Consider the following 13,927-nt stretch of genomic DNA (forward strand, 5'->3'; position numbering starts at 1 on the left):
ACAAAAAAGCTACGCATGCGGCTGTGGCGTAATTGGTAGCCGCGCCAGACTTAGGATCTGGTGTCGTGAGACGTGTAGGTTCGAGTCCTATCAGCCGCACTAAAAATAAACTAGAAGCCTTCAAGATACTATCTTGGAGGCTTTTTAATTGGTTAGACATGAATAAACATCAACTTTGCTGCATCGGTCACATCACATTAGACAAAGTAGTCACTCCCCAAAACACTGTCTATATGCCGGGAGGAACGGCTTTTTATTGTTCACATGCCATCCGCCATTTTAACGACATCGATTACGCTTTAGTAACAGCTGTCGGTGCCACTGAAATGAACGTCGTAGAACAACTACGTGAAATGGGTATTCATGTGACCGCCCTGCCAAGCAAATATTCCGTATACTTCGAGAATATCTATGGCGCCAATCCGGACGACCGTACTCAACGTGTATTAGCAAAAGCCGATCCGTTCATTGCCGGTCAGCTGAAAGATATAGATGCGCAAATCTACCATCTCGGCTCTCTGCTGTCTGACGACTTCTCATTGGAAGTAATCAAAGAACTATCTCAAAGAGGGTTGATTGCAGTAGACTCACAAGGCTATTTACGTGAAGTGCGTGACACTCACGTCTATCCGGTGGACTGGACAGATAAGCGGGAAGCTCTGCAATATATCCATTTCCTGAAAGTCAACGAGCACGAGATGGAAGTGCTGACAGGTCTTTCCGAACCGCATGAAGCTGCCCGTCAATTATATGAATGGGGCGTGAAAGAAGTGCTTGTCACCTTGGGAAGCATGGGATCACTTATTTTCGACGGAAAAGACTTCTATCGTATTCCGGCATATAACCCAAAGAGGTGGTAGACGCAACAGGGTGTGGAGACACATATACCATCGGCTATCTATACCAACGGGTATCGGGTGCCGGCATCGAAGAAGCAGGACGTTTTGCAGCCGCCATGTCAACTCTAAAAATAGAGAAATCAGGTCCTTTCAATGGCAGCAAAGAAGATGTCATTCAATGTATGACCACTGCGGAACAGATGTTTTAAAACAGGAAATCATAAAACGAACAACGTATACATAGGATATACCTCCCCCAACGGGTAATCCTCATCCCATTATTCAGGCACGAACAACACCGGTTCGTGCCTGACTTTTTCAACAGTCACCTCTCTTCTAGTGTTAAAATCAACCATTCCCTCTTTTTTCCAAAATCTTTTTTGAATTTCGTTTGTTTCCTTTGTTACTCTCGCCAAAAGACGGCAGAAAAAAGACTTCAACCTAAATAATAACAAATGGAAAAATTTAATGCAATGAGGACTAGACTTTTACAACATCTTCAGAAAAAAGCCATCAGGTCAAGGAGCATCATGACGCTTGTTTGCCTGCTACTGGCTCTGCATCAGCCTTTGCACAGACAAAGACGGTGACAGGAACAGTGACGGACGCTGCCAATGAACCATTGATCGGCGCATCGGTACTCGTACAAGGAACTTCCACCGGAACCATCACGGACATGGACGGTAAATATTCAATCTCTGTCACTCCGGAGGACGTATTGGCATTTTCATACGTGGGGATGACTTCGCAAACCATTAAAGTGGGGGCACAGAACGTCATCAATGTCACTTTAAAAGAAGATTCACAAGTACTAGCCGAAACAGTCGTTATCGGATACGGTAGTGCAAAGAAAAGAGACTTGACAGGTTCTATCACCAATGTCAAAGGAGAAGAGTTAGCCAACAAACCGGCAATGAATCCGCTGTCTTCCCTTCAGGGGAAAGTGGCAGGTGTGCAGATTGTAAACTCCGGACGAGCCGGATCGGACCCGGAAATCCGTATTCGCGGAACAAACTCCATCAACGGATATAAACCGCTGTACATTGTCGACGGATTATTCAATGACAACATCAATTTCCTGAATCCGGAGGACATCGAATCTATGGAAATCCTGAAAGACCCGTCATCTCTGGCTATCTTCGGTGTTCGCGGTGCGAATGGTGTCATCATCATTACCACAAAGAAAGCCAAAGAGGGGCAGACACTGGTCAATATCAATACTTCTTTCGGTTTTAAGAAAGTAGTGGATAAAGTGAAACTGGTGAATGGTTCACAATTCAAGGAACTATATAACGAACAGCTTGCCAATCAGAAAGATGACCCTTTCGATTATACCGGCTGGGATGCCAATACCGACTGGCAAGACGAAATTTTCCAGACTGCTTTCATTACAAACAATAACATCAGTATTACAGGGCTTCGCCCAAACATAGTTTCTATCTGGGTGTAGGCTACTCTTACGAACAAGGCAACATCGAGCATGAGAAATTCAGTAAGGTAACCATCAACGCAAGTAATGATTATAAGATTACGGACTTTTTGAAAGTCGGTTTCCAATTCAACGGTGCACGTATGCTTCCTGCCGATTCCAAACAGGTGTTGAATGCCCTACGCGCAACTCCTATCGCTCCGGTATATAACAACGAATACGGATTATATACGGCCCTGCCCGAATTCCAGAAAGCGCAGATCAACAACCCGATGGTAGACGTCGAATTGAAAGCGAATACTACCAAAGCGGAAAACTACCGGGCCTCCGGTAACATTTATGGTGAGGTAGACTTCCTGAAACATTTCACGTTCAAAGCAATGTTCTCCATGGATTATGCGTCGAACAACGGACGGACGTATACACCGATCGTAAAAGTATACGATGCCGCTGTCAACGGAGGGATCTCTACTTTGGGAACAGGCAAGACCGAGGTCAGCCAGTTTAAAGAGAATGAAACCAAAGTTCAGAGCGACTACCTGTTGACATACACCAACAGCTTTGATAATGGAAATCATAACCTGACAGCTACCGCCGGTTTTACTACCTATTATAATTCGTTGAGCCGATTGGACGGAGCACGCAAGCAGGGGGTCGGACTGGTCATTCCGGATGATCCGGACAAATGGTTTGTCAGCATCGGCGATGCAGCTACCGCTACCAATGGAAGTACTCAATGGGAACGCAGTACATTATCCGTACTTGCACGTGTGATCTACAACTATAAAGGTAAATACTTGTTCAACGGATCTTTCCGCCGGGATGGTTCTTCCGCTTTCTCCTACACAGGCAATGAATGGCAGAACTTCTTCTCATTGGGTGGAGGTTGGTTGATGTCTGAAGAAGAATTTATGAAAGACATCAAATGGCTGGATATGTTGAAAATCAAAGCATCTTACGGTACGTTAGGAAACCAGAACCTGGATAAAGCCTATCCTGCCGAACCCTTATTGACCAATGCTTATTCGGCCGTATTCGGTAAACCGTCCATCATTTATCCCGGATACCAGCTTGCCTATCTTCCTAATCCTAACCTGCGTTGGGAAAAAGTAGAAGCCTGGGAAGCCGGATTTGAAACGAACCTGCTTCGCAACCGCTTGCATTTTGAGGGTGTTTACTATAAGAAGAATACCAAAGATTTGTTAGCCGAAGTTCCCGGAATTTCCGGAACTATCCCCGGTATCGGAAACTTGGGAGAGATTCAGAATAAAGGAGTGGAAATGGCTGTAACCTGGCGCGATCAGATTGGTGATTGGGGATATTCCGTCAGTGCCAACCTGACTACTATCAAGAATGAGGTAAAAAGTCTTGTTCAGGAAGGATACTCCATCATTGCCGGAGATAAGCAGCAAAGTTACACAATGGCAGGTTATCCTATCGGATATTTCTATGGTTACAAAGTGGCAGGTGTTTATCAGTCACAAGCAGATATTGACGCATCACCCAAAAATACACTGGCTACCGTTACCCCCGGTGACCTGAAATTCGCCGATGTGAACGGTGACGGAGAAATCACCCCGGAAGACCGTACCATGATAGGCAACCCGACTCCAAAGGTCACTTACGGTTTTTCTCTCGGAGTAGACTACAAGAATTGGTCATTAGGCATCGACATGATGGGACAAGGCGGAAACAAGATTTTCCGTACATGGGATAACTACAATTTTGCCCAGTTCAACTACCTGGAACAACGTTTGGACCGCTGGCACGGAGAAGGTACGTCCAACACCCAACCGTTGCTAAACACCAAACATTCCATCAACAACCTCAACTCTGACTATTACATTGAGGACGGCAAATTCTTCCGTATCCGCAACGTACAGTTAGCGTATACGTTCGACAAGAGCTTAATTTCCAAAATACGTCTGCAAGCTCTGAAAGTCTATGTCAACATACAGAACTTGAAGACATGGAAACATAACACCGGATATACTCCCGAACTTGGAGGAACTGCCACCGCATTCGGAGTAGATAACGGCAGTTATCCTGTACCTGCAGTCTATACCTTCGGTATCAACCTAACATTCTAGTGACAAGGTGCCACTGCCAGTTTTCCATGCGGAACACAACTTTAATCTTTAAAACTATCATTATATGAAACTGAATAAATATATATTTGCAACCCTTATTACTTCAACTACATTATTTCTAGGTAGTTGTAGTGACTTTCTGGATCGTAGTCCGCAAGGACAGTTCACGGAAGATGATAATCCGAACGCACTGGTCAACGGTAAGATTTATAATGTGTATACGCTGATGCGTAACTATGATGTCACTGCCGGACCTCCCGCGCTTGCCATCCACTGTTTCCGTTCCGAAGACTCGGAAAAAGGAAGTATTTCCAGTGACGGTTCTGACGTGGCCGAAATGTACGACGACTTCGTATACACACCGACCAACGGCCTGCTGGGTGCTTATTGGGGAAGGAATTATGCCATCATTTACCAATGTAATGACATTCTTACCGCTATTGCAGAGAAAGAGACAGCCGGACAGACAGAAGCTGAAGATATTATCAACAAAGGAGAAGCCTCTTTCTTCCGCGCTTATTGTTACTTCAATCTGGTAAGAGCTTTCGGCGAAGTTCCTTTGGTGACTTACAAAATCAACGATGCTTCGGAAGCCAATATCCCGAAGACAAGTGCTGATAAAATCTATGAGCAAATCGACAAGGACCTGAAAACAGCAGAAGAGTCATTGCCGGAAACATGGAGCAGCGAATACACCGGACGACTGACTTGGGGAGCTGCCCGTTCCTTACATGCGCGTACTTATATGATGCGCAACGACTGGAACAATATGTACACAGCCTCCACCGATGTCATCAAAAAGGGGCTCTACAACCTAAAGACTCCGTATAATGAGATTTTCACGGACGATGGTGAAAATAACGGAGGTTCTATATTCGAGTTGCAATGTACAGCTACTGCCGCTCTTCCTCAAAGTACCGTTATCGGCAGCCAGTTCTGTGAAGTACAAGGTGTACGCGGAGCAGGTCAATGGGACTTGGGCTGGGGATGGCACATGGCAACAGAGTATATGGCGCAAGCATACGAACAGGGTGATCCACGCAAAAACTCTACCCTACTCTACTTCCGCCACTCGGACAGCGATCCTATCACACCGGAAAACACCAACGAACCATACGGTGAGTCTCCGGTTTCCCCGGCAATGGGTGCTTATTTCAATAAGAAAGCCTATACCGACCCGGCATTACGTAAAGAATATACCAATAAAGGTTATTGGGTAAACATTCGTCTGATCCGCTACGCAGATGTACTGCTGATGGGAGCCGAATCAGCTAATGAAAAAGGTATTCCGGGTGAAGCAATCGACTATTTGGAACAAGTACGCGCACGCGCCAGAGGCACCAATACCAATATATTACCTAAAGTGACGACTACCGATCAGGGAGAATTGCGTGAGGCCATCCGCCACGAACGCCGTGTGGAATTAGGGTTGGAATTCGACCGTTTCTACGACCTCGTTCGTTGGGGCATTGCAAAAGAAGTGTTGCACGCAGCCGGTAAAACCAATTATCAGGACAAAAACGCACTGCTTCCACTGCCGCAGACAGAGATCGACAAGTCTAAGGGAGTGTTAGTACAGAACCCCGACTACCAATAAGAAAGTTCCTCGGTGCCGAACGGTTGTTTCCTCGGTGCCGAAACTACTGTTCCTCGGTGTCGAACAATGTCCTCCTCGGTGCCGAACATTCAACGCATCAGGAGGACTTTATATGAATAGAGATAAAAGTAACTATAATAATATGATATACAAAAAGTTAAGTCTATCCGTCCTGTTGTTTGCCGCAGGTTTTCTAACCGCGTCGGCACAAAAGTCGCCACAGGATATGGATCGTTTCATCGACGTATTGATGAATAAAATGACGCTGGAAGAAAAAATCGGACAGTTAAATCTTCCTGTCACCGGAGAGATCACTACGGGACAGGCTAAAAGCAGCGACATCGCCGCAAAAATCAAGAAAGGCGAAGTGGGAGGATTGTTCAATCTGAAAGGAGTAGAGAAAATACGTGAAGTACAGAAACAAGCTGTGGAAGATTCCCGGCTGGGTATTCCGTTATTGTTCGGGATGGACGTTATTCACGGATACGAAACGATGTTCCCTATCCCGCTCGGTTTGTCTTGCACCTGGGACATGACAGCCATTGAAGAGTCTGCCCGCATTGCGGCTGTAGAAGCAAGTGCTGATGGAATCTCATGGACTTTCAGCCCGATGGTGGATATTTCACGTGACCCTCGTTGGGGACGCGTATCCGAAGGTAGTGGCGAAGACCCGTTTCTCGGTGCCATGATTGCCGAAGCAATGGTGCGCGGCTATCAGGGGAAAAACATGGAACGGAATGACGAAATCATGGCCTGCGTAAAACACTTTGCGTTATATGGGGCAGGCGAAGCCGGCCGCGACTATAACACCGTGGATATGAGCCGCCAACGAATGTTCAATGATTATATGCTGCCGTATGAAGCAGCCGTTGAAGCGGGTGTAGGCAGCGTGATGGCTTCTTTTAATGAAGTAGACGGTATTCCGGCCACTGCCAATAAATGGCTGATGACGGATATTCTCCGCGGACAGTGGGGATTCAACGGTTTTGTGGTAACTGATTATACGGGCATTTCAGAAATGATCGACCACGGTATCGGCGATCTTCAGACAGTATCTGCCCGTGCCATCAATGCCGGAGTGGATATGGATATGGTAAGCGAGGTTTTGTAGGAACACTGAAGAAATCCGTTCAGGAAGGAAAAGTCTCTATGGAAACGTTGAATACGGCTTGTCGTCGTATTCTGGAAGCCAAATATAAACTGGGATTGTTTGATAATCCTTATAAATATTGCGATCCGAAACGTCCGGCACGCGACATCTTTACCAAAGCCCATCGTGATGCAGCACGCAGGATTGCAGCAGAAAGTTTCGTTCTTCTAAAGAATGACAGTCCCGACGGTAATCCGAACGGAAATCCGTTGTTGCCTTTCAACCCTAAAGGAAATATTGCAGTAATCGGTCCGTTGGCAAACAGCCGTAGCAATATGCCGGGTACATGGAGCGTAGCAGCTGTGCTCGACCGTTGCCCTTCTTTGGTAGAAGGATTGAAAGAGATGACAGCCGGCAAAGCGAATATCATGTACGCTAAAGGAAGCAACCTGATTAGTGATGCAAGTTACGAAGAACGGGCAACGATGTTCGGCCGTTCCCTGAACCGTGACAACCGCACCGACCAGCAGTTGTTGGACGAAGCATTGAACGTAGCCCGTCGGTCGGATATCATCATCGCAGCGCTAGGTGAATCTTCTGAAATGAGTGGTGAAAGCAGCAGCCGTACGGACTTGAATATTCCCGACGTACAACAGAATCTGTTGAAAGAGCTTTTAAAGACAGGCAAACCGGTGGTACTGGTGTTATTCACCGGACGTCCGCTTACGCTGAACTGGGAACAGGAGCATGTGCCTGCCATTCTGAATGTATGGTTCGGAGGTAGTGAAGCCGCTTACGCCATTGGTGACGCCCTCTTCGGTTACGTCAATCCGGGTGGAAAACTGACCATGACTTTCCCGAAGAATGTCGGCCAGATACCTCTTTATTATGCGCACAAAAATACCGGACGCCCATTGAAAGATGGCAAATGGTTCGAGAAATTCCGCAGCAACTATCTCGATGTGGATAATGATCCGCTTTATCCGTTCGGTTACGGCCTTTCTTATACGACATTCTCTTACAGTGACATCGACTTGAGTCATTCTTCCATGGACATGAACGGTTCGTTGACCGCGGCAGTGGAGGTTACCAATACCGGAACATGGCCCGGCTCGGAAGTGGTACAGCTTTATATCCGCGACGTTGTGGGTAGCAGTACCCGTCCCGTCAAAGAGCTGAAAGGTTTCCAAAAGATATTCCTCGAACCGGGAGAAATGAAGATTGTCCGTTTCAAGATTGCTCCGGAAATGCTTCGATACTATAATTATGACTTGCAACTGGTTGCCGAACCGGGCGACTTTGAAGTGATGATCGGTACGAACAGCCGTGATGTGAAAACCGCGAAGTTCACGTTAAACTAAACTTTTATCACCTTGATTATGAACGATAAATATAAAAGAATAATAGAAATGAGTGCACTTCCGCTCATGTTACTATTTCTATCCGCCGTTGCCCTGACTTTCCAGAGCTGTAAAGGGAAAAGCAAAAGCAACAACCTTTCCGCAGCCACCGACTCGTTATCGGACGACGCCTGATGGATACCGTCCAGCGACGGACTTTCCTCTATTTCTGGGAAGGTGCCGAGCCGAATAGCGGCTTAGCTCCCGAACGTTATCATGTAGACGGCGTTTATCCAGAAAACGATGCCAACGTAGTCACTTCCGGCGGCAGCGGCTTCGGCATCATGGCTATCCTTGCGGGAATCGACCGCGGTTACGTCACCCGCGAAGAGGGACTGGCACGAATGGAACGCATCGTTTCTTTCCTCGAAAAGGCAGACCGTTTCCACGGAGCCTACCCTCATTGGTGGTATGGTGATACGGGCAAGGTGAAACCATTCGGCCAGAAAGATAATGGGGGCGATCTGGTAGAGACCGCTTTCCTCATCCAAGGACTGCTGGCCGTACACCAATATTACGTCAACGGAAACGAGAAAGAGAAAGCCCTCGCCCAACGTATCGACCAGATTTGGCGGGATGTCGACTGGAACTGGTATCGGCAAGGCGGGCAAAACGTTCTTTACTGGCATTGGAGTCCAACGTATGGCTGGGAAATGAATTTCCCTGTACACGGCTACAACGAATGTATGATTATGTATATTCTTGCCGCCGCTTCTCCTACACACGGAGTACCTGCGGCTGTCTATCATGACGGTTGGGCACAGAACGGAGCCATCGTTTCTCCGCATAAAGTGGAAGGAATCGAGTTGCACCTCCGCTATCAGGCACTGAAGCCGGACCGCTTTTCTGGGCTCAATATTCTTTCCTCGGACTTGATCCGGTGGGACTAAAAGATGAATATTGCCCCAGCTACTTCCACGAAATGCGCAACCTGACACTAGTCAACCGTGCTTACTGCATCCGCAACCCTAAACATTACAAAGGTTTCGGACCGGATTGTTGGGGACTGACCGCCAGCTACTCCGTCGATGGATATGCGGCTCATTCGCCCAATGAGCAGGAGGACAAAGGAGTAATCTCCCCTACCGCCGCACTTTCATCCATTGTCTATACACCGGAATATTCCATGCAAGTGATGCGCCATCTATATGGTATGGGAGATAAAGTGTTCGGTCCTTTCGGATTCTACGATGCTTTCAGCGAAACGGACAATTGGTATCCGCAACGTTATCTGGCTATCGACCAGGGTCCTATTGCTGTCATGATCGAAAACTACCGGAGCGGATTATTATGGAACCTTTTCATGAGCCATCCCGACGTACAGGCCGGATTAACCAAACTTGGTTTTAACACCAACAAGCAAGACGTGAGACAGAAATAAGAGGGAATCCCGGTGTGCGGAAGTGGTCTACTGGCCACCTCCACCACCGGTGTTTCCACCTCCTCCGCCGCCACCTTTCACATCGTCATTGTCAATGCTTCGTGCGGCTTTCTTCACACTGGCTTTCAACTCTCCAAGCCGATAGCTAATACTGAAACCGTAATACCGGCTCGGATATTTGCTCGAACTCTTCGAAATAAAGTTAGCTCCTTCTGTGTGATTATTGTAAGTTCTGTATTTCTCCAGAACATTGCTGCAATAAATATTCAAAGAAAGACGTTCTTCTTTCAAGAAAGAACGGCTCAATCCCAAACTATAATAACTATATCCTGAACCTTTTCCCTGCAAACTGATTCGGGGTGTGCTACCTCCGCCGTTCAGGCTCAAACGTACTTTTCCCGGTAAGGTCTGCTGAATTCCTCCATAAGCAGAAGCATTCCATCCATAATTGTGCAGCTCTTGGGCAGGACTCCGCAAATCGCTATAATTGCCACGTCCATTGACGTAAATTCTCGTTTTAGGAGAAGCGTTCCAGTTCAAATAAAAGTTCAATCCTGTTTCCCGGCTCTTTCCGATATTACCGTATGTGCTATACAGTGCACCGTAGGGAGCTTTATGCCCGCCTTCAAAGATTTCTCCGTCTTTATCAGTAATCAAGCGACTGATTCTTTCAATTCCATTGTTATTGAAAGAATGACGCAAAGAAAGATTGATGTTGAACTTGGACGTAAAACTGCTGTAAGACAAGTCGAACGAATGACTCTTCTCACTCTTCAAGTTCGGATTTCCCTGACTGATAAACATCGGATTCTGATTATCGAAATAAGGATTCAAATTCCAGATACCCGGACGCCAGATACGCATATTATATCCACCACGCAAATTCTGCGTCTTTCCTAGTTTTATTCCCAAGGAAACGGAAGGAACCAGATCACTAAAATTCGAATCAAAATTCTCGCCCGGACCCACCAGATACTTCACCTCTTGTATGGTTTGCTCATAACGTAATCCCGGTTTGAAAGTAAATCCCTTGTATTTCAGCGTATATCCGGCATAAGCAGAGAGAATATGATTCAAATGACGGTACTCGCTACTACGATTCTCATTATATGCATAGTTTTCACTTGCTCCCTCGGCTTCATAAAACCGATTATCACTGGAGTTACGTCGGAAAATATATTTGGCACCGGTTTCAATTGCATGCAGCTTTCCAATCGGAGTAGTATAGTCAACCTGGAAAGTCTGCTCCATCGTATTTGTCTTTCCGTCCGAATGGAAATTCTTTAATGACAATTCTTTAATGATATCCAGTTTATTCTCATCAGGCTCGATGTCCAGATAAGTATTATATGAATCATTCGTTTGGGGTTGGGAATTGATTTTATAAGAAAACGTAATCATCCGTTCTTTATTTTTTCGGGAAGTACGTTGATAGTCTATATTTCCGTTGATAGAATACCATGACCCTTTTCCATGATTGTCGGTTCTATAACGGTACGCAAAATCCTGTCGGTCAGCTCCGTGCATAATCGTATTTCCGTCACTGTTACTTTTGTCACTGCTGCCGTACATTCCGAAAGCCACGGTCAGCAACCTCAACGTATCAATCTCGTAACTGGCTTCCAAATTGCCATACTGGAAATTCCCTTTCGACTTGGAGCTACTTTCCGATTCCAGATATTTTTCATTCTCTTTATCCGGTTCGTAGTTTTCGCGATAACTATCGGAATAGCTGCGCGGGCTATTATTATAATTGTAGTTATAGTTGGCAGAAACAGTCAGTTTACCTTGTTTCACCATTGCGTAAGTGCCGGCACCTACTCCGTTATTATTAGCATTTCCTCTGAAAGTAGCCGTGTATCCTTCAAATCCGGAACCTACTGTGACGATATTCAGAATACCTCCGATACCTTCCGCATCATATTTAGCTCCCGGTGAAGTTATCACTTCAATATATTTGATTGTGTTTGCCGGCATACTTTTCAGTACTTCCTTCGGATTATTGCTCATCATATTATTGGGCTTTCCATTTACATGTATCTTGAAACTGCTACTGCCGTTTACTTGTACATTGTCTTCTCCATCCACCGTTACCAAAGGCACTTTCCGAAGCATCTCCAATATACTGTTCGATTTTGAGTCCGGGTCATCTTCAATATTATATTCAATCTTATCCACATCTACCTTTACCAAAGGTTTTTGTGCAACTACCTCCACTCCTTTCAATACGTTATTGGCTTCTGAAGAAATCATTGTGCCCAAGTCAACCTCCTTCACGGACGGTTTTAGAGTAAATTCCTTTACTATCGGCGCTTTACCAATCGAAGAAATGGTGATGATGTAATTGCCCGCAGCGACATTCAGTTTCTCCTGAAATTTACCATTCGCCCCAGTCACCGCCATCTTGACTGCTTTATCCGGAGCATTTTTCTTTGCTATTTTGATGGTAGCATACGGTTCTCCCTCTTGTGTTAAAGAATCAATAAGTACTCCTTTGACTGTATAAGAAGGAGCTGTGGATTTTTGTGCCCACCCCGCCACGGAGGTAGCGAATACGAATAGAATTAGTAGTAACAGTCTGTGTTTCATGACTAGAAATATATTAGTTTATGTTTATTAGACGCAAGACATTCAAAAATGCTGCAAATTCGAGAGCCAAAAGTAGTTGGTTTATCTACACTTACGAATTTTTCGGAGTTAAGAATATAAAACGAATGGATAAAAAATCTTACTACAGTATATTTCTAGTATTTTTAAACATTTCTGTTAGGGATATCTTTAAATATATCTATTCATGGGCATCTTTAAATTTTCTATTCAAGAGTACTTTTAGACATTTCCGCTCAACGGTATCGGTTATTCCTTATTTAAAAGGAGATAGAATGGTATTTACCGTCGTATCAACCATATCAGCCGCCTTAAGTGAGCGCAGATTCTTCCAACCCAGCAGGTACTAAAGTTCTCTTCATATTTCGTGAACACTTTCTCACAATCCCGGAGCCGGCTGTTTTGCCTTTTCATAGCTGTTTGTATCTCTTTCATTCGAGCTATTTGCTCTCTTTGATACAAGAGTTCTTTGTCTTGACAGCCAATAATTTCAGCATATAAGTTACAGATATTTGCTTTTTCAATACATAGGTCTTCCAATGTGTCGATATACTCGGCTGTAACTCGATCCTTATTCTGATGCAGGAATCCGATAAGGCTTTCTTCATCAACAGTGGTGATACCTTTCTCATACGACATCGGGAATCTTTTCATATCCGCCCAAAGCCAGATTACTTCTTTGTTGATTCCATACTTGGCCGCCGCTTTTTCTACGCTAATCCATTTTGGCATAATGCTTTTGTTTTAATGTGTTCCACAATAAAAATGGAGTATTATTTTGTTTATGTGGCACAACGGGCATCCACGTTTTCTGTATTTCGGGCGGACGGGGAATTGTTTAGGTTAGACTTTTAGGGGTAATCATAACCGACCGGACACAAAAAAGACGTGAATGCTGTTGCACCATTATCTCCACTCGAGGTCTTAGCATACCCTATAGAAAGACAATGATAACAACAGACATCCACGCCAATCGTTTATATATAACACATCTCCAACGGATATGTTGATATAAAGCCGTTCGCGTGGAATATCTGTTGAATCATCTCTCCTCTATATGAAATTGCTAAGTTTCGAGTGGGAGAGACAATACATTACATATTCCATTTAGTAATATATACCGCCTTCTACTAGTTTCATCACGCTGATGAGCAGAAAGCGTATGACAAAGATATACATATTTTTTGAAATGTGGTGGAAATATGGAAATAAATGCTGGAAGTTATGTATATTCAACAAGCCGACTCAATTGTAATTCTTGGAGGATTTGGTTTAGGACAGCTATATCCCTAAAATTTGATTCATTCCTGCACTGTTTTGAATAAAATAATGGAGTATTCTAAAAACGTTGTGGTAAATCTGAAAAAGACGATTGAGTTTTTAAGATTCCCCGTTATCTTTTTATTATAAAATATGGGGCAAGGGTGAGGGGTGGTGAGGGTAGATTTATAACCTTTTATTTTATTATTTTCTATACTATCTCCTTTTTTATCT

General features: G+C 44.8%; 4 protein-coding genes, 1 tRNA gene and 4 pseudogenes. 6 read left to right on the forward strand and 3 right to left on the reverse strand.

Going from position 1 to position 13,927, the window contains the following annotated elements; genetic code table 11:
* The first annotated feature begins 17 nt into the window (after positions 1–17).
* From DXA05_RS12205 to DXA05_RS12230, 6 genes and pseudogenes are all read left to right on the forward strand, one after another.
* Positions 18–99: transfer RNA gene (locus tag DXA05_RS12205), tRNA-Leu, on the forward strand.
* 59 nt (positions 100–158) lie between these two features.
* A pseudogene (locus tag DXA05_RS12210) lies at positions 159–1,048 on the forward strand (PfkB family carbohydrate kinase).
* Between the two features lie 246 nt (positions 1,049–1,294).
* A pseudogene (locus DXA05_RS12215) lies at positions 1,295–4,358 on the forward strand (TonB-dependent receptor).
* 64 nt (positions 4,359–4,422) lie between these two features.
* Positions 4,423–5,955: a RagB/SusD family nutrient uptake outer membrane protein gene (locus DXA05_RS12220; protein WP_128859195.1), complete on the forward strand. Its 1,533-nt coding sequence runs from the start codon at positions 4,423–4,425 to the stop codon at positions 5,953–5,955.
* 142 nt (positions 5,956–6,097) lie between these two features.
* Positions 6,098–8,406 (forward strand): annotated as a pseudogene (gene bglX / locus DXA05_RS12225) (beta-glucosidase BglX).
* An 18-nt stretch (positions 8,407–8,424) separates the two neighbouring features.
* Positions 8,425–9,826 (forward strand): annotated as a pseudogene (locus tag DXA05_RS12230) (glucoamylase family protein).
* 27 nt (positions 9,827–9,853) lie between these two features.
* Here the strand turns inward: DXA05_RS12230 and DXA05_RS12235 are convergent.
* The 3 genes from DXA05_RS12235 to DXA05_RS27555 all read right to left on the reverse strand — a co-directional run.
* Positions 9,854–12,415 carry an outer membrane beta-barrel family protein gene (locus DXA05_RS12235; RefSeq protein WP_128859196.1) on the reverse strand — a complete coding sequence of 854 codons (2,562 nt, stop codon included), beginning with the start codon at positions 12,413–12,415 and terminating at the stop codon, positions 9,854–9,856.
* A 300-nt stretch (positions 12,416–12,715) separates the two neighbouring features.
* Positions 12,716–13,165 (reverse strand): hypothetical protein, encoded by a 450-nt coding sequence (locus DXA05_RS12245; RefSeq protein WP_128859198.1) that lies wholly within the window; start codon positions 13,163–13,165, stop codon positions 12,716–12,718.
* Positions 13,166–13,734: 569 nt separating this feature from the next.
* Positions 13,735–13,927 (reverse strand): hypothetical protein (locus DXA05_RS27555; RefSeq protein WP_128859199.1); only part of this gene is annotated, 193 nt, incomplete at its 5' end.

The organism is Bacteroides sp. AM54-2NS, assembly GCF_003602935.1.
Taxonomy (GTDB): Bacteria; Bacteroidota; Bacteroidia; order Bacteroidales; family Bacteroidaceae; genus Bacteroides; species Bacteroides xylanisolvens.

Coding starts and splice junctions, on each gene's coding strand:
- DXA05_RS12220 (WP_128859195.1), top strand. CDS start 4,423: ATGAAACTGAATAAATATATATTTGCAACCCTTATTACTTCAACTACA.
- DXA05_RS12235 (WP_128859196.1), bottom strand. CDS start 12,415: ATGAAACACAGACTGTTACTACTAATTCTATTCGTATTCGCTACCTCC.
- DXA05_RS12245 (WP_128859198.1), bottom strand. CDS start 13,165: ATGCCAAAATGGATTAGCGTAGAAAAAGCGGCGGCCAAGTATGGAATC.